This is a genomic window from Curtobacterium sp. PhB128 (genome assembly GCF_004340725.1).
Taxonomy (GTDB): Bacteria; Actinomycetota; Actinomycetes; order Actinomycetales; family Microbacteriaceae; genus Curtobacterium.
Map to the genome: position 1 here is coordinate 214,501 of NZ_SLUR01000004.1, position 19,588 is coordinate 234,088.

Genomic DNA, 19,588 nt, shown 5'->3' on the forward strand with positions numbered 1-19,588 from the left:
GTCAAGGGTGCGGTCGTCAGCGGAGCATGCCGAGGGCGCGGGCCTCGGAGACCGCGGCCGTGCGCGAGGACACCCCGAGCTTCGAGAACACGTGCACCAGGTGCGACTTCACGGTGGCGTCGCTGATGTGCAGGCGCGCGGCGACGGCGCCGTTCGACGCCCCCTCGGCGACGAGGCGCAGCACCTCGAGCTCCCGCGCCGACAGGCTCACCGACGGGGCGCGCATCCGCGCCATGAGCCGACCCGCGATCGTCGGCGCGAGGGCGCTCTGTCCGGACGCGGCGGCGCGGACGGCCGCGACGAGTTCGTGCGGGGGCGCGTCCTTGAGCAGGTACCCGCTCGCGCCGGCCTCGACCGCACCGAGGATGTCCCCGTCGGAGTCGTAGTTCGTCAGCACGAGCACGTACGGCGCGGCGTCGAGCGCGCGGATCCGTCGCGTCGCGTCCGCCCCGGTGAGGTCCTGCCCGAACTGCAGGTCCATGAGCACGAGTTCCGGCGAGAGCCGGGCGGCGAGGTCCACGGCTTCGTCCGGGGTGGACGCCTCACCCGCGACGACGATGCCGTCCGTGCCGTCGAGGAGTGCTCGGAGCCCGGCGCGGACCACCGGGTGGTCGTCGGCGATGAGGATGCGGATCACCGGACCTCCAGGATCGCGACGAGCGTCGTCCCGCGGCCAGGGGCCGAGTCGACCTCGAGCCGGCCGCCGAACTGCTCGACGCGCTCTTCGGTGGCACGCAACCCGAACGAGTCCGTCGTGCCCGACCGGTCGTGGACGGCGACCGGGTCGAAACCGACGCCGTCGTCCGCGATGGTGAGCCGGGCCTCCTGACCGTCCACGGTGAGTGACAGTCGGACGTGGGTGGCCGCGGCGTGCTGCACCACGTTGGCGACGGCGCCCTGGGCGATGCGGAGCAGCGCGGTCTGGACGTCCATCGGCAACGAGGCCTCCGCGACGTCGACCGTGACGTCGAGGCCGTCGCGCGACCACTGGGAGCCGGCCAACCGTTCCAGCGCTGCCCCGAGTCCGCGTTCGAGCGCCGGTGGTGCGAGTTCGCGGATGAACCGCCGGGTGTCGGCGAGGCCCTCGGCAGCGGTCTCACGGGCGAGCCGGATGTGCTCCGTCCCCGGACGCTCCCCGTCCGCGCGTTCGGCCGCGTGCAGCAGCATCTGGATGCTCGACAACCCCTGCGCGACGGTGTCGTGGATCTCACGGGCCAACCGGGCCCGCTCGGCGAGGACGCCCTGCTCGCGTTCGGTGACGGCCAACCGGTCGCGCGTGGCGAGGAGCTCGGCGACCAGGGCCTCGCGTTCGACCGCCTCGCGCGCGAGCGCCCGGTACCCCAGTCCGATGAGCAGTGCGACGCCCGCTCCGACGAGCGGACCGACCACACCACCGACGGTGAAGCCGCCGTGCAGTCCGAGGGCGACGACGGCGACCAGGGTCGCAGTGATGACGGCCACCGGTCCGACGATGCGCGGCAGGACGTGCAGGTACAGGAAGAAGAGCGGGAAGACGAGGTAGGCGGCCTCGGGGACGCCGACGAGCAGGGCGATCCAGACGAGGGTCAGGGCGATGAGCCAGACCGCACCGGCGACCGTCCGACGGGGGCCGTCGCCGCGCGCGACGACCGCCCCGAGCAGGTACACGCCCGCGAACACCGCAGCCAGGGCCAACCGCACCCACGTGCCGGCGCCACCGTCCACGAGCACCCGCACGACGACCAGGGCGAGCAGCGCGGCCGACAGCACGTGCAGGCCGGTCCGCAGACCGACGAAGACCGGGGTGAGGGTGCTGTGCGCCATGTGCTCCCCAGCGTACGGAGGCACCGGCCGGTGGGGATCAACCGAAAGTTCGATCGGAGGACCGAACCCTCCGGCGATGCCGGGTGGGAGCACCGCGGCGAGGCTGGGAGTCGTGGTCGTGGAAGGTCTGCGACCCGGGAAGGGAACACCGTGTTCGTCGCTTGGCGCGATCTCCGGTTCGCCCGTGGCCGGTTCGTCCTCATCGGCTCCGTCGTGGCGCTCATCACCCTGCTCGTCGGGTTCCTCGCCGGGCTCACCGGCGGGCTCGCGTCGCAGAACGTCTCGGCGGTGCTCGACCTGCCCGGCGACCGCCTGGTCCTGCAGCAGCCGTCCACCGGGCAGCCGTCGTTCGGCGACTCCACCATCGGGCAGCGGGCCGTGGACGGCTGGCAGGCGGCCCCCGGGGTCGGCGACGTGGTGCCGGTGGGCATCGTCCAGGGCCGGGCGACGGCACCGGGCGCGGGGTCCGGCGCTGCGGGGTCGGGCGCCGCGGGGTCGGGTGCTGCGGCGTCGGGCGCGGCCGTCGGCGTCGCGCTGGTCGGGCTGCCGACGGGAGCACGGTCGACCCCCGTCACCGATCTCGCACCCGGTCGCGACGACCAGGTCGGGCTGTCGTCCGGTGCTGCGGCCGACCTCGGCGTGCAGGTCGGCGACCGCATCACCGTCACCGGGACGGACTACCGCGTCGCCGTCGTCGTCGGCGACGCCTGGTACAGCCACACACCGGTGCTCGCCATGACCCCGGAAGCGTGGGCCGCGGCCGACCGGCGACTCGGCGGCGACGGCGCGCCGACCGTCCTGGCCGTCAGCGGCAGCCCGGACTGGGACGCCGTCGCAGCGTCCACCGGCACGTCCGCCGCGTCGCCGCTCGGGTCGCTGACCGCCCTCGAGACCTTCCGGTCCGAGATCGGGTCGCTCGGCCTGATGATCGTCATGCTCTTCGGGGTGTCCGCGCTCGTCGTCGGGGCGTTCTTCACGGTCTGGACCATGCAGCGGGCCGGCGACGTCGCCGTGCTCAAGGCCCTCGGCGCGAGCACCGGATCACTCGTCCGCGATGCGCTCGGACAGGCGCTCGTCGTGCTCGTCCTGGGGATCGGCGTCGGGATGCTGGCCGTCGTCGGACTCGGCGCGCTCGCCGGCGGTGCACTGCCGTTCCTGCTCAGCCCGGTCACCACCGTCGTGCCGGCCGCCGCGATGGCCGTCCTCGGACTCGCCGGCGCCGCCGTCGCGCTCCGCACCGTCACCTCCGCCGACCCCCTCACCGCCCTCGGGAGCAACCGATGATCACCCTCGACGACGTCACCCTGACCTTCCCCGACGGCGACCGGCGGATCACCGCGGTCGACCACGTGTCCCTCGTCGCCCGGCCCGGCGTCGTGACCGGCATCACCGGCCCCTCCGGATCGGGCAAGTCGTCGCTGCTCGCCGTCGCCGCGACGCTCATCCGGCCGGACTCCGGTCGGGTGCTCATCGGCGACGTCGACGCGGCCGCGCTGGCCCGGGACGAAGCCACCGCCCTGCGGCGTGCGCACATCGGGATCGTGTTCCAGCAGTCGAACCTGCTGCCGTCGCTGACCGCACGGGAGCAGGTGCTCGTGATGGCGCACCTCGGCGGCCGGCACCCCGCCGGAGGTCGTCGCGCGGGAGGGCTCCGGGACCGGGCCGACGACCTGCTGGACGCGGTGGGGCTGTCCGAGCACCTGGACAAGCGGCCGGCGCAGCTGTCCGGCGGGCAGCGGCAGCGCGTCGCGATCGCCCGGGCACTCGTGCACGAACCCGACGTCCTGCTCGTGGACGAACCGACGAGTGCGCTGGACCAGGAGCGCGGCGCGGCGATCATGGAGCTCATCGCCAAACTGACGCGCGAGCGGGACACCGCGACGATGCTGGTCACCCACGACCTGGTGCACCGCGGGACCCTCGACGAACTCGTCACGGTGGTGGACGGTCGGCTGGCCGGGGCGCCGGTGATCGCCGCCTAGGATCGGGCACATGGCGACCGTCCTCCTCGTCCGACACGGACGCACCACCGCGAACGCCACGGGCGTGCTCGCCGGACGAACCGCCGGCGTGCGACTCGACGCCGTCGGCCGGAAGCAGGCCGACCGCACCGCGGAGCGCATCGCGGCCGTGCCGGTCGTCGCCGTCGTGTCGAGTCCGCTCGAGCGATGCCGGCAGACGGCGAGGGCGATCCTCGAGCGACAGCCGGGCGACCCCGCGTCGGCCATCGAGCGGGCGATCACCGAGGCGGACTACGGCGAGTGGCAGGGGCGGAAGCTCGCCGACCTGGCGAAGGAGCCGCTGTGGCGGACGGTGCAGGCGAACCCGAGCGCCGTGGTGTTCCCCGGCGGCGAGTCCATGCAGACCATGCAGTCCCGGGCGGTGTCGGCCGTCCGGCGCATCGACGCCGAGGTCGAAGCGGAGCACGGGCCCGGAGCGGTCTGGGTCGCGGTGAGCCACGGCGACATCATCAAGTCCGTCCTGGCCGACGCGTTCGGCATGCACCTCGACCTGTTCCAACGCATCGGCGTCGGGCCCGCGTCGGTGTCGGTCGTGCGGTACGGCGAGCACCGGCCCGAGGTGGTCGCGACGAACACCGAGTCCGGCGATCTGTCGTGGCTCGCGACCGCTCCGGCGCCCAGCGGGGACGCAGCGGTCGGCGGCGGAGCCGGACATCCGGAGGCCCCGTCCGAGGCAGGCCCTGCCAGACCCTGAACGGGCGCAGGCCCGCACTCCTACAATGCGGGTATGCCCTCCATCGTCCACGGCTTCGACTGGCCGGACCGCCTCGTCGTCGGCACCATCGGCCGTCCGGGCGAGCGCGCCTTCTACTTGCAGGCCCGCTCCGGCAAGCGCGTCACGAGCGTCGCCCTCGAGAAGGAGCAGACCGCCGTGCTCGCCGAGAAGATCGACGAGCTGCTGGACGAGGTCGCCACGGTCGAGGCGAACCGCTTCAGCGTGCCGGACACCGCCCCCGTCGAGCTCCGCGACCCGGAGCCGCTCGACCAGCCGGTGGAGCCCGAGTTCCGTGCCGGTGCCCTGAGCCTGGGCTTCGACCCGTCGACGGCGCAGGTGGTCATCGAGGCGTACCCGATCGACGACGACGTCGAGATCGTGTCCGAGGAGAGCGAGGACGGCCTCGAGATCGAGGCGGTCGTCGAGATCCCCGAACCCGACGAGCTCTTCCAGGTCAAGATCCCGGTCGGCACCGCTCGCGCGTTCGTCGAGCGCACCCGCGAGATCGTCGCCGCCGGCCGTCCGCCCGGCGACGCATGAGCGACGGCTCACTGAGCATCACGGCGCGGATCCGCGAGGCCTCGAACGCGACCTTCCTGGCCGAGCTGGACGGCGAGGCGGTCGTCTACAAGCCGATCGAGGGGGAACGCCCGCTCTGGGACTTCCCGGACGGCACGCTCGCCGGCCGCGAGGTCGCTGCCCACCTGGTGTCCGAGGCGTTCGGCTGGGGCATCGTGCCACCGACGTGGCTCGGTGACGGCCCGTTCGGCCCCGGCATGGTGCAGCGCTGGCAGACGATCGACCCGGACCAGGACGCCGTCGACCTCGTCACCCCCGAGGCCGCCGAGGCGGACGGTTCGCCGTGGCTGCCCGTGCTCGAGGCGATCGACGAGCACGACCAGCCGGTGACGCTCGTGCACGAGGACTCCGAGGCGTTGCGCCGCATGGCCGTCTTCGACGTCGTGGTGAACAACGCCGACCGCAAGGGCGGGCACGTGCTGGCGATGCCCGACGGACACCGGTTCGGTGTCGACCACGGGCTGGCCTTCCACGTCGAGCACAAGCTCCGCACGGTGCTGTGGGGCTGGATCGGCGAGCCGCTCGGACCGGACGAACTCGAGGGGCTCGACCGGGTGTCGGAAGCGCTCCGCGGTGCCCTGGGTGACGAACTCGCCGAACACCTGACGCCGGAAGAGGTCGACACGGTGCGCGCGCGGTGTGCGGCGCTGCGGGCCGTCGGCATCTTCCCGCCACCGCCGGGGCACGGCCCCGCGGTGCCGTGGCCCTTGTTCTGACGCACCCGTCGTGAGCCGGCGCCCCGGCCCGGCCTGCCGTGGCGACCCCGGCCGGCCGTGGACATCCCGGTCCGGGACGGTGGGGCCCGTCGGGTCCGGACCCCACCGACCGGTCCGCGTCCGTGATTCGTGGACGCGGAGACCCGTGGCGTCCGGTGGCGTGCGCCGTTGCACTCCGGGACCCCGCGGGAGTCGACCGGTCGAGAACGGATCAGGTGCACTCGGCCGACCGCTTCCGGCGCGCCGACGAGGTCAGCGCGGGAAGAACGATCACGGCGGCCGGGGTCTGGGGCAACTGTGGTGGCGCTCAGCATACGACTGCGGAACCCCGCGCAACAGTCCCTGCCGGGACCGATCCGGCGGCTAGTCGAACAACGACTGCCCGCCGCGGCGCGACCCCAGGTACGACCCCACGACGGCGACACCGAGGTCGTCGTTCTCCGGAGCGACGACCGAGCCGTCCACCCGCTTCGCCATCGCGTCGATGAACCGTGCGAGCCCCGGGTCGTCGCCGAGGCGGAAGAACGTCGTCTGGGCGCCGAGCCGACCGGCGTTCTCGAGCTCCCGAACGGTCAGTGCGATCGTCACGGGGTCCGGCGGGTAGTCGAACCACACCTGTCCGTTCGGCTCGAGGTGCGACGTCGGTTCCCCGTCGGTGACGATGAGCAGCACGGGTTGGGCGGTCGGGTGCTTCCGGAAGTGCCGGTTGGCGAGGAGCAGCGCGTGGTGCAGGTTCGTGCCCTTGTCCCACATGGCGTCGAGACCCACGAGCTGCTCGATGTCCACGACCTCGGCCTCGCGTCCGAACGCGATGAGCTGCAGGTCGTCGCCGCGGAACCGCGTCGAGACGAGCGTGTGCAGCGCCAGGGCCGTGCGCTTCATCGGCACCCAGCGGTCCTCCATCGCCATCGAGAACGACGTGTCGACGAGCAGCGCCACGCAGGCCTGTGTGCGGGACTCGGTCTCCTGCACCTCGACGTCGTCGATGGTCAGGCGGACGCCGGGGCCGACCCGCCCGTCGGCCGCGGTCCGGGTCAGCGCGTTCGTGATCGACCGGGTGACGTCCCACGGCTCGGTGTCGCCGTACGCCCACTGCCGGGTCGCGCCCGAGGGTTCGCCGGCCGCGCCGGACTGCCGGATGTCGCGGGCACCCTGTCGGCCGGACATCCGCTCGGCGACGTCACGGAGCAGGCTCTTGCCGAGCTGCCGCATGGCCTTCGGGGTGAGCCGGAGCTGCCCGTCCGCTCCGCGGCGCATCGCCCCGGAGTTCCGCAGGGCCTTCTCGAGCTGCTGCAGGGTCCTGGCGTCCACGGCGGCCTCGGCACCGAGCTGCCGGGTCAGGGCGTCGAGGTCCAGGTCGTCGAGCTCGGAGCCGGGGCCGGACTGGGCGAGTTGGTCCGCGAGGGCGTCGAGGTCGGCGATGTCCTGGAACACCCCGGTCCCGTCGCCGAGTCCGAGCCCCTGGTCGCCCTCCATGCGCTCGGACCCGCCCCAGTCCTCGCCGGGCCGCAGGGACCGCAGGTTGCCGTCGAGCTGGGACAGCTGCCCCATCAGGTCGGGGGAGCCGAAGGCCTGCTGGGCGAGGGCGTCGAGTTCGTCGCGCTGCTCTTCGGTCATCGAGTTCCGCATCCGCTGGGCGGCGGCGGCCCGTGCCGCGAGGTCGTCGAGCAGCTCGTCGACGTTCGCGGGGTTCGACGGGAAGTACTCGCCATGCTCCGCCATGAACGCGTCGAACTGCTCCTGCGAGTCGGTGCCGGCGCGGTGGTCCTCGAGCAGCTGGTTGAGGTCCTGCATCATCGCGCTGACCGCGGCGCGGTCGTCGTCCGTGGCGCCCTCGAGCGCCTGCTTCATGCCCGCGAAGCGCTGGTCGAGCACCTCGCGACCGAGCAGGTCCTTGATCTCGTCGTACTTCTGCCGGGCCTCGCGGCTCGTCCAGTCGTACCCGCCGAGCTCCTGCACCGCGGCGGCCGGCGACGGGGACAGGCTGTCGAGCTGCATCTCGGCCAGGGCGCGGTCGCCGTCGTCGAGCTCGACGTTGCGGGCGAGTTCGCCGCGTTCGGCGCGGAGCGCCTGGTCGAGCAGCTCGCGGATCTGCTGCAGGGTGCCGTCGAGGTTGTTCTTCGCGGTGAGTTCGCGGCGCCGATCCGCGACCTTGCGCGCGAGGTCGTCGAGTCCGCGCTGCGTCCGGCCGCCTCGGCGCAGGAACTCCCGCATGGCACGCTCCGGTGAGGTGCCGGCCATCACGTCCTGCCCGATGGCGTCGAGTGCTTCGGCGAGGTCAGCGGGCGGCGCGAGCGGGTCCGGACCGTCGGTGTAGGCGCCGTACCGGGTGTCCCGCGTCAGTCGTCGGTTCTGCCTAGCCATAGACGGCTTCGCCCCCGCCGGACTCCTTGCTGATGCGGCGGGCGAGGAAGAGCCCCTCGAGCGCGAGTTCGATCGCACCCGCGCGCTCGCCGTCGTTCGTGGCACCGAGACGCTCGCACACCTGGTCGTACAGGTCGGACTCGCCGATCGACGGCAGCCCCTCGAGGAACGCCCGCGCCCCGACCTGTTCGCCCGTCGTCACCATCGTCCCGCCGTCGAGCGCCTCGACGAGCACCCCGAAGTCGAGTCCGCGGAACCGGGCACGCACCGTCTCGGCCGTGGCGGTCCGCAGCAGGTGCTCGAGGACCTCGTCCGCGCGGTCCTCTTCGCCGTTCTCGAACTCGATCTTGCCGCCGAGCACGTCGACCGCCGTCTCGAGGTCGATCGGTCGAGCGACGGCCTCCGGCTCACCCTGGCGTGCTGCACGGTGCACGGCCGCCGCGGCGACCGTCTCGGCGCCGGCGATCGCGAACCGGGCGCTGACACCGCTGCGCTGGTCGACCGCGCTCGACCCGCGCAGGGCACGGGTGAAGCGGGCGAGTATCTCGACGATCGCGTCCGGCACCTCGGCGGCGAGCTGCGCTTCCTGCCGGATGACCGCGATCTCGTCCTCGAGTTCGATCGGGTAGTGGGTGCGGATCTCCGCGCCGAAGCGGTCCTTCAGCGGCGTGATGATCCGGCCGCGGTTCGTGTAGTCCTCCGGGTTCGCGCTGGCCACCACGAGCACGTCGAGGGGGAGTCGGAGCACGTAGCCACGGATCTGGACGTCGCGTTCCTCCATCACGTTGAGCATCGCCACCTGGATGCGTTCGGCGAGGTCGGGCAGCTCGTTGATCGCGACGATGCCGCGGTGGCCCCGTGGGACGAGTCCGAAGTGGATGGTCTCCGGGTCGCCCAGGCTGCGCCCTTCGGCGACCTTCATCGGGTCGACGTCGCCGATCAGGTCGGCGACGCTCGTGTCCGGCGTCGCGAGCTTCTCGACGTAGCGGTCGTCGCGGTGCCGCCACGAGATCGGCAGGGCGTCGCCGAGGTCGTCGGCTCGGCGGGCGCTCGCGGTGGTGATGGGCTCGTAGGGGTGCTCGCCGAGCTCGGAGCCGGTGATCACCGGGGTCCACTCGTCGAGCAGGCCCTGCAGGGTGCGGAGCAGGCGGGTCTTGCCCTGGCCGCGCTCACCGAGCAGGACGACGTCGTGTCCGGCGATGAGGGCACGTTCGAGTTGCGGGATAACGGTCGTCTCGAACCCGTGCAGGCCGGGCCAGGGGTCGTCTCCCGCGCGCAGCGCGGTGAGCAGGTTGTCGCGGATCTCGGCGCGGACCGTCTTCTGGACGTGGCCAGAAGTGCGGAGCTCGCCGACCGTGCGGATGTCGGGTCGGGTCACCTCCTCGACGCTACGCCGCGATCGCGAAAGCGACCGGAAGGCGGACGGGAGGCCCGTGGCGGGCCCGCCCCGCGCCTCCCGTCTTGTGGGTTTCCATAGCAACCGCAATGATTGAGGCTCCGGCATCGGAGCCGGATTCGATAGGGGGATCCGGCTCCGAGCCGGCCACGTCGTACCGAATGTGAACCATCTCGCCGATCTCGGCGTAGGTTCCCCTCTCGTGAGCAGCACGAACGGGGCGATCAAGAGCCTGGTCCCCGCCAGGATGGACAGACTGCCGTGGACACGGTTCCACTGGAGTGTCGTCGTCGGACTCGGGGTCTCCTGGATCCTGGACGGTCTGGAGATCCAGATCGTCTCCAACGCGGGCTTCCAGGCCGACCTGAACCTGTCGACGCAACAGGTGACCTCCCTCGGCACGATCTACCTGGTCGGCCAGGTGGTCGGAGCGCTGGTGTTCGGGCGCATGTCCGACCGGCTCGGGCGGCGCAAGCTCTTCATCCTGACGCTCGCGATCTACCTGATCGGCTCGGGCGTCGCCGGTCTCGCCCAGGACTTCTGGTTCCTGGCCGCGTTCCGGTTCGTCGCCGGCCTCGGCATCGGCGGCGAGTACGCGGCGATCAACTCGGCGATCGACGAACTGATCCCCGCGAAGTACCGCGGCCACGTCGACATCGCCATCAACGGCACCTACTGGGGCGGCGCCGCGCTCGGCGCCTTCGCGAACATCTACCTGCTCGACACGGCCAACTTCTCGGAGAGCATCGGCTGGCGCATCGGCTTCTTCCTCGGCCCGGTGCTCGGCATCGCGATCATCTTCCTGCGGCGGCACATCCCCGAGAGTCCGCGCTGGCTCATGACCCACGGGCGCGAGGAAGAGGCCGAAGCGACCGTCACCCAGATCGAGGAGGCGGTCGAGAAATCCACCGGCAAGCGGCTGCCGGACGTCGACGAGTCGAAGGCCATGACCGTTACGCCGACCGACCGCGTCGGGTTCCTGACCATCGCGCGCGTGCTGCTCAAGCAGTACCCGACGCGCACCCTGGTCGGGGCGTCGATGATGATCACCCAGGCGTTCCTCTACAACGCGATCTTCTTCACCTACGCGCTCGTCCTGACGAACTTCTTCGGACTCAAGACCGCGCAGACGTCGATCTACTTCTTCCCGTTCGCGATCGGGAACCTGCTCGGACCGATCATCCTCGGTCGGTTCTTCGACACGTGGGGCCGTCGGCAGATGATCTTCCTGACGTACCTGGTGTCGGGGCTCGTCCTGGCGACCTCGGCGTTCCTGTTCCGCGCCGACGCGATCTCCGCGACGGTGCAGGTGGCCTTCTGGTGCGTGTCGTTCTTCTTCGCGTCCGCCGGTGCCTCGAGCGCGTACCTGACGGTCAGCGAGATCTTCCCCCTCGAGCTGCGGTCGCAGGCCATCTCGTACTTCTTCGCGCTCGCGCAGATCTTCGGTGCGGTCGCACCGTTGATCTACGGTGCCTTCATCGGGGACGGGTCCTCGCGTGAACCGCTCTTCTGGGGGTACCTGCTCGGGTCTGCGGTGATGATCGGCGGTGGGGTGATAGCCCTGGTCTTCGGGGTCGATGCCGCACGGAAGGGGCTCGAGGACGTCACCCAGCCCCTGTCCGTCCTGACCGGGGACGCGGAGCAGCAGCGGCGCTGAACAACAACGGCGGCCATGCAACATTCTGTATTCAGAGTGTTTAGCACGGCCGTCGTCGTGGTGTCACGGTGCTGGCATGGCACTCCTCCACAGCGCGACACCCACCACGACGATCCACGACGGTGCCGGTGCGGTCGGCCAGGGTGACCGCCGTGCGTGAGGCTGGCGCGATGGAGCAGTCACCGATGCGTGTCGGCCGGGGCGACCGCGACCCCCACGGCCTCCGGCGCAGTCTGTTGCGCGACGCGGTCTTCCTCCGCCTGCTCGACAGCGTGCTGCGCGGCGAGTACCGCCGCGGGCAGCGCCTGCGCCTCGACACCATCGCCGAGGACATGCGGGTCTCCCGCACGCCGGTGCGCGAAGCCCTCGTCTCCCTCGAGTCCCATCAGCTCGTCACCGTGCAGCGGTACGTCGGCGTGGTGATCACGCAGTGGTCCGTCGGGCAGATGACCGAGCGCCTGCGCATCGCCCGGGCCCTGGTCGTCGACCCGCCGGTGAGCGGCACGGGCCACGACGACCGCTTCGACCCGGCCTGGCTCCGCGAGTGCTGGACCGAAGCCGGGGCCTTCGTCGAACTCGCCGCGTGGTTCCTCCGGCGCCGCGGCGCCTCGGTCAGCGCCGACTGGATGCTGTCGCAGCGCACCGTGCTCGACACGTTCTTCACCGACGACGTCGCACTGGCCAACGGGATCGACGCCGTGGTCGACCGGGCGCGGCGACTCGACCTCGTCGACCAGGCCGTGCGGGCAGCGGAGCGTGACGCGCTCGACGACTGCGCCGTGGTGCTGCTCGAGCTCGCGGCGGCGCTCATCGCCCTGCCGGACCGGTTCCGGGTGGCCGTGGCCTCCTGAGCCGTCCCGGCTGCGGGTTCGCACAGGTCGGCGCCACGGCGCACGGATCCGGGGGTCGACGGTGGCCCGGTGGCCTCGCTCTGACGTCGTTCGCACTGGATCGCCAGGGACCTCCGTGGCAGCCTTGACCGGTTGCCACCCCGGCGCGTCCACCGACGACAGGAGAGCCCGTGAACGACGTCCGCGATCGCTCCCACCGTCTCAACCGAGCCGACGGGATCGCACGGCACGGACGTCTCCGTCGGTCCGAACCCTTCCGGACCGTCGCTGCGCTGGTCGCGAGCGTGGCCGCAGTCGCGCTCGTCAGCACCGCCTCGGTCGCCGCGATCGCCGCGAAGCAGGTGACCGACGACCTCGGTGACGGCGTGCAGATCGAGGGGCAGCCCGCGCCGCGGTCGAACGGCACCAAGGCGCCGTCGCTCAGCGCGTACAAGGGTGGCTTCAACATGCTCGTCGTCGGGACGGACAACGACCCGGACCAGTCCGCGGAGTTCGGGGAGCGCGACGCGACGCTCAACGACGTCAACATCCTGCTCCACGTCTCGGCCGACCACACCAACGCGACCGCGGTGAGCATCCCCCGTGACCTCGTCACCCCGATCCCCGCGTGCAAGAAGACCGACGGCTCCGGCACCGCGCCGGCCATGGCCGCGCAGCCGATCAACACCTCGTTCAGCGACGGCGGGCTGAACTGCGTGACCCAGACCGTGCAGGGGCTCACCGGCCTGGACATCCAGTACTCGGCCGCGGTCTCGTTCAACGGCGTCATCGAGATGTCGAACGCGATCGGTGGTGTGCCGGTCTGTGTGGCGCAGCCGATCGAGGACCCCTACACCGGGCTCGACCTGCCCGCCGGTACCTCGACCCTGCAGGGCGACGAAGCACTCGCGTTCCTCCGGACCCGGCACGGCGTCGGTGACGGTTCCGACCTCGGCCGGATCTCGAGCCAGCAGGTGTTCCTGTCGTCGCTGCTCCGGACCGTGAAGTCGAACGACACCCTCACGTCGCCGACCACCCTGTACAAGCTGGCCCGCGCCGCGGCGTCGAACATGCAGCTGTCCCAGAGCCTGAACGACATCGGGACGATGGTGCAGATGGGTCGGGCGCTGCAGGACCTCCCGCTGTCGCAGGTGAACTTCGTGCAGTACCCGGGCACGACCGGCGGCACCGGGGTCTACGAGGGCAAGGTCCAGCCGACGACGTACCTGGCCGACCAGCTGTTCGCGAAGATCAAGGCGGACCAGTCGTTCTCCCTGGGGGAGGACAGCACGGGCATCGGGTCCGAGGCGAACGCGGCGCCGTCGGCAGCGGCCTCGTCGCCGGCTGCTGCGGCACCGTCGGCTCCGGCGTCCGCACCCGCGGCTGCTGCGCCGTCGTCGCCTGCCGCCGGTACTCCGTCCACACCCGCTGCTGCTCCGACGGCATCCGCGACGCCGGAGACCATCGACGGGCTCGAGGGGCAGTCCGCCGACCAGGAGACCTGCTCCAAGGCCTTCGGCTACTGACCCGGCGGCTCTGGCTCTGGCTCGCCGGGCCCCCGCCCCGCTCGTCCCGCCCCGCGTCTCGCGAAAGCGACAGTCTGCCGCCGAACATCCGCGGCACACTGTCGCGCTGACGGCACAGACCACGGGCCGTGCCGGCACACTGTCGCTTTCGCGTACTGGTCGGCCGCCGTGCCCGGACGCAGAAACGGGGGCGCGGTGGTGGACCGCGCCCCCGGAAGCCGCTCCCCGAGCGGGCGCCAGGCAACCGGGCGCGCCGGGCCCGGCTCGGAGAGCGACGTCGGTGCTGTGTCGCGACTACGGGGACGAGCCCCGGAATGTGATCGCCGCGTCTCGATGATGCTATTCACCGGGGTACGTCGGGACAACCCCGAGGTGTCCCCACTTCGGGGGACCCGCGTTCCGCGACCGTGCCACGCGCGGGGGTGCGGTCGGGTCGAGAGTGGCCCGGTCCTCCTGTATGGTGGTCGGAGCGCTCGCGAGAGTGCTTGGAGACGTCGCATAGTCCGGCCGAGTGCACCACCCTGCTAAGGTGGAGTCCCCTTTAGGGGACCGAGGGTTCAAATCCCTCCGTCTCCGCACTCCATGAAACCCCGGTCCGATCGGACCGGGGTTTCGTCGTCTCCGTGCTGGTCTGCACGCCGCGTGAACCAGGTTCCGGACACGACACCGCGGAACGGCGTGGTGCTGTGTCCGGAACCTGGTTCCGCCGGGCTGCCGTCAGGCCGTCGCGACGCTCCCTGTCGAGGTCAGCTCGCCGGCCCCGCGCGAACGCCCACGCCGCACGGCACCCATGGCGACGAGCGTCAGGGCCACGGCGGCCAGGGTGATCCCGGCGCCCGCCCAGATCGGCGAGGTGTAGCCGAGCCCGGCGGCGATGGTGAGCCCACCGATCCAGGCACCGAGCGCGTTCCCGAGGTTGAACGCGGCGATGTTCGCCCCGCTCGCCAGGGTCGGCGCGTGGTCCGCGTACTGCATCACGCGCGTCTGCAGGGCCGGCACGGTCGCGAACCCGAAGGCGCCCATGAGCACGAGTGCGATGACGGTCAGCACGGGCGAGGTCGCGACGAGGGCGAACAGTCCGAGCACCACGGTGAGGGCGACGAGCACGACGAGCAGGGTCCGGTCGATCGAGCGTGCGGCGAGCTTGCCGCCGACGAAGTTCCCGACGAACAGCCCGAGGCCGAACACCACGAGCAGCCACGGCACCGCCGACGACGGGAACCCGGACACCGAGGTCAGCGTGTACGCGATGTAGGTGAACGCCCCGAACATCCCGCCGTAGCCGAGCACGGTCATGCCGAGCGACAGCCACACCTGGCCGGAGCGGAAGACCCCGAGCTCGCGGGCCAGTGACGGGGTCTCGGTCTGACGGACGGCGGGGACGAGCACGAGGACGCCGACCAGGGCGACGACTCCGATCGCGACGATGGCCCAGAAGGTCGAACGCCAGCCGAGCGCCTGGCCGAGGAACGTGCCGAACGGCACCCCGAGCACGTTCGACGCCGTCAGCCCCGTGAACATCAGGGCGACGGCCGAGGCGCGCTTCGAGCGCTCGACCATGTTCGCGGCGACGACGGAGCCGATGCCGAAGAACGCTCCGTGGCAGAGCGCCGCGATGACGCGTCCGGACATCATGACCTCGTAGGTCGGTGCGATCGCGGACAGCGTGTTGCCGATGATGAAGAGCACGAGCAGCCCGAGCAGGACGGGCTTGCGGGGGAGTCGGGTCGTGGCTGCGGTCAGGCCGAGGGCGCCGACGATGACGGCGAGTGCGTAGCCGGTGACGAGCCAGCCGGCCGTGGTCTCGGTGACGCCGTAGTCGGCGGCGACCTCGGGCAGCAGGCCGGTGATGACGAACTCGGTAAGTCCGATGCCGAATCCGCCGAGTGCGAGGGCGATGAGTCCCGCGGGCATGGGGGTTCCTTCCGTTGTGCGGTGGCGCTGTGCCGCGTACGCTGGTTGTTGCAGACGCGCGGTATCGATAGTTGCACACGCGGGGTATCCGCGCAAGCAACTGCACGCGCCCGCAACGACCGCAGCGACCGACCGCGGCGACCGACCGCGCAGCCGACCAGAAGGAGCCCGATGTCCGTCGACGACACCTCCACCGCCGTCCGTGCCCACGGCTGGCGCACCCTGGCGGCACTGCACGGCTTGATCGAGACGCGACTCGAGCGCGCGCTGCGCGACGTCGACCTGTCCGTGGTCGAGTACACCGTGCTCGACGCGCTGCGCCGACAGGACGGCTTCCACATGCGCATGCAGCAGCTCGCACGCGCGGCGGCCCTCAGCCCGAGTGCCACGACCCGGCTGGTCAACCGACTCGAGGAACGTGCGCTGCTCACCCGCGTGCTCTGCGCCGACGACCGCCGCGGGCTCTACACGGAGCTCACCCACGCCGGTCAGCGGCTGCTGGATGCGGCCACGCCGATCCACGCCGCTGCGCTCGAGGGGGCGCTCGCCGAAGCGCGCGAGGTCCCGGAACTCGAAGAACTCGCGGTCGCGGTCGACCGGCTCGAGGGTGCCAGCGTCTGATCCGTCGGCCGGGAGGCCCGGATCACCGCCGCCCCGCGCGCTGCGGTCGCGGGGTGGTGGCGTCTCAGGCCCGCGGCGGCGCCGTCGTGGACCGCACGACGAGCGACGGCGGCACCAGGACCCGGCTCGGAGCGGGTCGTTCGGCCGCGCCGACGAGCTCCACGAGCCGGTTCGCCGCGAGCCGCCCGACCTCGTCGTTGTGCGGGTCGACCGTGGTCAGGCGCAGCAGGGGTGAGGCGGCGAGCGGGGTCTCGTCGTTGCCGACCACCGAGACGTCCTCGGGGACCCGGAGTCCGGCTTCGCGGACGGCGGCGATCGCGCCCATCGCCATGACGTCGTTCGCGGCGAACACCGCCGTCAGGTCCGGGTGGTCCCGCAGTGCGCGGCGGGTGCCCTCGTACCCGGTCGTCTCGGACGTCGGGCCGTCGCCGTAGACCAGTGGCGCGATGCCGGACGCGACCATCCGCGCGACGGTGCCCTCGCGGCGGACCGCAGCCGGGCCTCCCGAGCCGGTGACGTGGACGATGCGGCGGTGACCGAGTCCGATCAGGTGATCCGCTGCCAACCGGCCGCCGGCGGCCTCGTCCGAGGCGACGACGTCGAGCCCGCCGGGCACGTCGGCTCGGGCGCCGGCGACGACGACGGGGGTGTCGGCCGGCACGACGAGGTCGGGGAAGCCCTCGGCGGCGAGGACGACGCCGTCGACCCGTAGCGAGACGAGGTCGTCGAACGGCGAGGAGTCGAGGTGGGCGTTCGCACGGGTGTCCGCGAGGGTGAGCCGCAGGCCGTGCGGTGCGAGCGCGTCGCGGATGCCGTCGAGCAGGGGGACGAACCACGGGTTGCGGAAGTCGTCGACGATGACGCCGACGGTGCGGGTCCGGGTGCCGGCGAGGATCGCGGCGGCGCGGTTGGGGCGGTAGCCGAGCTCGGCGGCCGCCGCGAGCACGGCCGAGCGGCGTGCGTCGGAGACGCCCGGATCGTCGCGGAGCACCATCGAGACGAGTGACTTCGAGACGCCGGCACGGGTCGCGACGTCGATGATCGTCGGGGGTCGTGACACGCGGCTCCTTGACAGGACATGGGGTGGTCGGGCTACAGTCTACCGACACGTTCTGGAACGTTCCAGAATCGGCACCGGACTTCTCGAAGGAGAGAACATGAGCGACAGCATCGGCGTCGCCGTCATCGGGGCGGGCATGGCGGGCAAGGCCCACATGGCCGCGTGGCGGAACGCACCCTCACTCTTCGCCCCGACGCTGCCGCCCGTGCGGCTCGTGTCGATCGGCGACGTGTACGAGCCGTTGGCGGCCGAGGCTGCGCAGCGCTTCGGCTACGCCCGCCACGACACGGACTGGCGAGCCATCGCCGAGGCCGACGACATCGACGTCGTGAGCGTCGTCGTCGCGAACAAGCTGCACCGCGAGATCGTCGAGGGGCTGCTGGCCGCCGGCAAGCACGTCCTGTGCGAGAAGCCGCTGTCGGACTCGCTCGAGGACGCACGGGCGATGGCCACCGCGGCCACCGAGGCATCGCAGCGCGGGCTCGTCGCCCGCGTCGGCTTCACCTACCGCCGCGCCCCTGGCCTCGCCGCGATCAAGCAGCTCGTCGAGGACGGCACGCTCGGCCGTGTCCTGCACGTCTCCGCCCGTTACTGGACCGACTACGGCTCGTCGCCCGACGTGCCCTTCTCGTGGCGCTTCGCGGGTGCCCCCGGCACCGGAGCCCTCGCCGACGTCGGCTCGCACCTGGCGTACGTGGCCGAGTTCCTGGCCGGCGAGGTGCAGAGCGTCAACGGCGGCATGTTCACGACCGCCATCACGAAGCGCCCGATCGCCGCCGGGTTCGCCCTGCGCGGGCAAGCCGTCCCGCTGACGGGTGAGTTCGCCGACGTCGAGAACGACGACTACGCCACCTTCAACGCACGCTTCGGTGACGGCTCCGTGGTGGGCTCGCTCGAGGTGTCCCGGGTCGCCACGGCGCACCCGAACGGCCTGGTCATCGAGGTCTTCTGCGAGAACGGTGCAGCGCGCTGGGACCAGGAGCGCGCCTCGGAGATCGGCCTCGCGCTGCAGTCCGACGGCTCCCGCCTCGGTGGCTACCGCCAGGTCGTCCTCGGCCCGGACCACCCCTACGTCGCCGGAGGCATGGCGATGGACGCGCCCGGTGTCGGCTGGGGACAGAACCAGATGTTCGAGTACCAGGCACGCGCGTTCCTCGACGAGGTCGCCGGCGTCGCGGACCCGCTCCCCGCCAACGCCACGTTCGACGACGGCGTGCACAACATGGAGATCCTCGACGCGGTGGCACGGTCCGCCGGGGCCGGTGGGGCCTCCCTCGACGTGCCGCCCGTCCGCACCACCGAAGGAGCGCACGCATGAAGCTCGGTCTGTACAACGCGATCTTCCACGACCGGCCGCTCGCCGACGCCCTGACGGCCATCGCGGGCAACGGCCTGACCGGCATCGAGCTGAACACCGGCGGGTTCCTGCCGCCGGTGCACGTGCCGGACATCGACGCGATCCTCGAGGACGACGCAGCACGTGACGCCTTCCTCGCCCGGTTCGAGGGCACCGGGGTGTCCATCGCCGGCCTGAACTGCAACGGCAACCCGCTGCACCCGGACCGAGCGATCGGCCAGGCCCACGCGGAGGACATCCGGCGCAGCATCCGCCTCGCCGCACGCCTCGGCCAGGACCGCGTCGTCACGATGTCCGGGCTGCCGGCCGGCGAGCCCGGCGGCACCCGACCGAACTGGATCGTGAACGCCTGGAACTCCGCCGCGCTCGACGTCATCGAGTACCAGTGGAGCGTCGCGGTGCCGTTCTGGCAGGAGATCGACGCCCTGGCGCGGGAGCACGGGGTCAAGGTCGCACTCGAGCTGCACCCGCAGAACGTCGTGTTCAACCCGGCGACGATCCGCGAGCTCGTGGAACGTGGTGGCCTGACGAACACCGGCGTCGAACTCGACGCTTCGCACCTGTTCTGGCAGCAGATGGACCCGGTGGCGGTCGTCCGCGACCTCGGCGACCTGGTCTTCCATGCCGCCGCGAAGGACGTCCGGATCAACCCGCACGCGGCCATCAACGGCGTGCTCGACAACTCGTTCCGTCGGCTGTCGCCGGACGAGCCGCGCACGAACCTCGGCGGCGACGAGTGGGCCAACGAGTGGCCGAAGCCGTCCGCGTGGGACTTCGTCGCGCTCGGCAAGGGTCACGACGAGGCGTACTGGTCGGCGTTCCTCGAGGCCCTGCGCGAGGTGGACCCGGACATGTGGGTCAACATCGAGCACGAGGACACCGAGCTCGGTCGCGAAGAAGGGGTCGCGGTCGCCGCGAAGGTCCTGCTCGCAGCCGACACGGCGCTCACGACGCGCGCGTGAGTCGCGTCTGAGACGCACCACGTGATCCGGACGGGAGGCCCGTGGGACGTGCGCTGATCGGCGCACG

Annotated in this window: 17 protein-coding genes and 1 tRNA gene; 12 read left to right on the forward strand and 6 right to left on the reverse strand. The window is 71.8% G+C overall.

Going from position 1 to position 19,588, the window contains the following annotated elements; genetic code table 11:
* Nucleotides 1-16: 16 nt before the first annotated feature.
* Together EDF23_RS09225 and EDF23_RS09230 are read right to left on the reverse strand one after the other, a co-directional pair.
* On the reverse strand, nt 17-637 hold the full coding sequence (locus EDF23_RS09225) for a response regulator transcription factor (protein WP_123291854.1): 621 nt from the start codon (nt 635-637) through the stop codon (nt 17-19).
* Complete coding sequence (locus EDF23_RS09230; protein ID WP_123938365.1) at nt 634-1,803, reverse strand: sensor histidine kinase; 1,170 nt, start codon at nt 1,801-1,803, stop codon at nt 634-636. The genes EDF23_RS09225 and EDF23_RS09230 overlap by 4 nt, the downstream gene beginning before the upstream one ends.
* Before the next feature lie 150 nt (nt 1,804-1,953).
* On the opposite strand from EDF23_RS09230, the gene EDF23_RS09235 reads away from it, so the two are divergent.
* The 5 genes from EDF23_RS09235 to EDF23_RS09255 are packed head-to-tail and all read left to right on the forward strand — an operon-like array spanning nt 1,954 to nt 5,834.
* Nucleotides 1,954-3,087 carry an ABC transporter permease gene (locus EDF23_RS09235; protein WP_131921482.1) on the forward strand — a complete coding sequence of 378 codons (1,134 nt, stop codon included), beginning with the start codon at nt 1,954-1,956 and terminating at the stop codon, nt 3,085-3,087.
* Nucleotides 3,084-3,785, forward strand: a complete 702-nt coding sequence (locus tag EDF23_RS09240) for an ABC transporter ATP-binding protein (protein WP_131921483.1) — start codon at nt 3,084-3,086, stop codon at nt 3,783-3,785. Before EDF23_RS09235 ends, EDF23_RS09240 begins: the two co-directional genes overlap by 4 nt.
* Before the next feature lie 10 nt (nt 3,786-3,795).
* A complete protein-coding gene (locus tag EDF23_RS09245) occupies nt 3,796-4,518 on the forward strand; it encodes an MSMEG_4193 family putative phosphomutase (RefSeq protein ID WP_123291858.1) in 723 nt (240 codons plus the stop codon).
* Nucleotides 4,519-4,551: 33 nt separating this feature from the next.
* Entirely contained in the window at nt 4,552-5,079 is a 528-nt protein-coding gene (locus EDF23_RS09250) for a DUF3090 domain-containing protein (RefSeq protein ID WP_123291859.1), read from the forward strand.
* A complete protein-coding gene (locus tag EDF23_RS09255; protein ID WP_123291860.1) occupies nt 5,076-5,834 on the forward strand; it encodes an SCO1664 family protein in 759 nt (252 codons plus the stop codon). Before EDF23_RS09250 ends, EDF23_RS09255 begins: the two co-directional genes overlap by 4 nt.
* A gap of 363 nt (nt 5,835-6,197) precedes the next feature.
* Here EDF23_RS09255 and EDF23_RS09260 read toward each other — a convergent pair whose 3' ends face one another.
* Nucleotides 6,198-8,198 carry a VWA domain-containing protein gene (locus EDF23_RS09260; RefSeq protein ID WP_131921484.1) on the reverse strand — a complete coding sequence of 667 codons (2,001 nt, stop codon included), beginning with the start codon at nt 8,196-8,198 and terminating at the stop codon, nt 6,198-6,200.
* Nucleotides 8,191-9,576, reverse strand: a complete 1,386-nt coding sequence (locus EDF23_RS09265) for an AAA family ATPase (protein ID WP_131921485.1) — start codon at nt 9,574-9,576, stop codon at nt 8,191-8,193. The genes EDF23_RS09260 and EDF23_RS09265 overlap by 8 nt, the downstream gene beginning before the upstream one ends.
* A gap of 220 nt (nt 9,577-9,796) precedes the next feature.
* Between EDF23_RS09265 and EDF23_RS09270 the strand changes: the two genes are divergently transcribed.
* From EDF23_RS09270 to EDF23_RS09285, 4 genes are all read left to right on the forward strand, one after another.
* Nucleotides 9,797-11,251, forward strand: coding sequence for an MFS transporter (locus EDF23_RS09270; protein ID WP_311316827.1), 1,455 nt, complete (start codon nt 9,797-9,799; stop codon nt 11,249-11,251).
* Between the two features lie 170 nt (nt 11,252-11,421).
* A complete protein-coding gene (locus EDF23_RS09275; RefSeq protein ID WP_131846694.1) occupies nt 11,422-12,102 on the forward strand; it encodes a GntR family transcriptional regulator in 681 nt (226 codons plus the stop codon).
* Nucleotides 12,103-12,272: 170 nt separating this feature from the next.
* A complete protein-coding gene (locus EDF23_RS09280) occupies nt 12,273-13,607 on the forward strand; it encodes an LCP family protein (protein ID WP_131921486.1) in 1,335 nt (444 codons plus the stop codon).
* A gap of 487 nt (nt 13,608-14,094) precedes the next feature.
* A tRNA-Ser gene (locus EDF23_RS09285) sits at nt 14,095-14,183 on the forward strand.
* Between the two features lie 141 nt (nt 14,184-14,324).
* Here the strand turns inward: EDF23_RS09285 and EDF23_RS09290 are convergent.
* A complete protein-coding gene (locus tag EDF23_RS09290) occupies nt 14,325-15,521 on the reverse strand; it encodes an MFS transporter (RefSeq protein WP_123291867.1) in 1,197 nt (398 codons plus the stop codon).
* A gap of 171 nt (nt 15,522-15,692) precedes the next feature.
* Between EDF23_RS09290 and EDF23_RS09295 the strand changes: the two genes are divergently transcribed.
* Entirely contained in the window at nt 15,693-16,142 is a 450-nt protein-coding gene (locus EDF23_RS09295; protein WP_123291868.1) for a MarR family transcriptional regulator, read from the forward strand.
* A gap of 64 nt (nt 16,143-16,206) precedes the next feature.
* Here the strand turns inward: EDF23_RS09295 and EDF23_RS09300 are convergent, their stop codons facing one another.
* Nucleotides 16,207-17,202 carry a LacI family DNA-binding transcriptional regulator gene (locus EDF23_RS09300; protein WP_123291869.1) on the reverse strand — a complete coding sequence of 332 codons (996 nt, stop codon included), beginning with the start codon at nt 17,200-17,202 and terminating at the stop codon, nt 16,207-16,209.
* A gap of 97 nt (nt 17,203-17,299) precedes the next feature.
* Between EDF23_RS09300 and EDF23_RS09305 the strand changes: the two genes are divergently transcribed.
* Nucleotides 17,300-18,520 (forward strand): Gfo/Idh/MocA family oxidoreductase, encoded by a 1,221-nt coding sequence (locus EDF23_RS09305; protein WP_131921487.1) that lies wholly within the window; start codon nt 17,300-17,302, stop codon nt 18,518-18,520.
* Nucleotides 18,517-19,521 carry a sugar phosphate isomerase/epimerase gene (locus EDF23_RS09310; protein WP_131921488.1) on the forward strand — a complete coding sequence of 335 codons (1,005 nt, stop codon included), beginning with the start codon at nt 18,517-18,519 and terminating at the stop codon, nt 19,519-19,521. The genes EDF23_RS09305 and EDF23_RS09310 overlap by 4 nt, the downstream gene beginning before the upstream one ends.
* Nucleotides 19,522-19,588 lie beyond the last annotated feature (67 nt).

What these genes read in the sequence shown, in the direction of transcription:
- EDF23_RS09245 (WP_123291858.1), top strand. Translation starts at nt 3,796, where the DNA reads ATGGCGACCGTCCTCCTCGTCCGACACGGACGCACCACCGCGAACGCC.
- EDF23_RS09305 (WP_131921487.1), top strand. Translation starts at nt 17,300, where the DNA reads ATGAGCGACAGCATCGGCGTCGCCGTCATCGGGGCGGGCATGGCGGGC.
- EDF23_RS09290 (WP_123291867.1), bottom strand. Translation starts at nt 15,521, where the DNA reads ATGCCCGCGGGACTCATCGCCCTCGCACTCGGCGGATTCGGCATCGGA.
- EDF23_RS09295 (WP_123291868.1), top strand. Translation starts at nt 15,693, where the DNA reads ATGTCCGTCGACGACACCTCCACCGCCGTCCGTGCCCACGGCTGGCGC.
- EDF23_RS09310 (WP_131921488.1), top strand. Translation starts at nt 18,517, where the DNA reads ATGAAGCTCGGTCTGTACAACGCGATCTTCCACGACCGGCCGCTCGCC.
- EDF23_RS09250 (WP_123291859.1), top strand. Translation starts at nt 4,552, where the DNA reads ATGCCCTCCATCGTCCACGGCTTCGACTGGCCGGACCGCCTCGTCGTC.
- EDF23_RS09260 (WP_131921484.1), bottom strand. Translation starts at nt 8,198, where the DNA reads ATGGCTAGGCAGAACCGACGACTGACGCGGGACACCCGGTACGGCGCC.
- EDF23_RS09230 (WP_123938365.1), bottom strand. Translation starts at nt 1,803, where the DNA reads ATGGCGCACAGCACCCTCACCCCGGTCTTCGTCGGTCTGCGGACCGGC.
- EDF23_RS09255 (WP_123291860.1), top strand. Translation starts at nt 5,076, where the DNA reads ATGAGCGACGGCTCACTGAGCATCACGGCGCGGATCCGCGAGGCCTCG.
- EDF23_RS09275 (WP_131846694.1), top strand. Translation starts at nt 11,422, where the DNA reads ATGGAGCAGTCACCGATGCGTGTCGGCCGGGGCGACCGCGACCCCCAC.
- EDF23_RS09240 (WP_131921483.1), top strand. Translation starts at nt 3,084, where the DNA reads ATGATCACCCTCGACGACGTCACCCTGACCTTCCCCGACGGCGACCGG.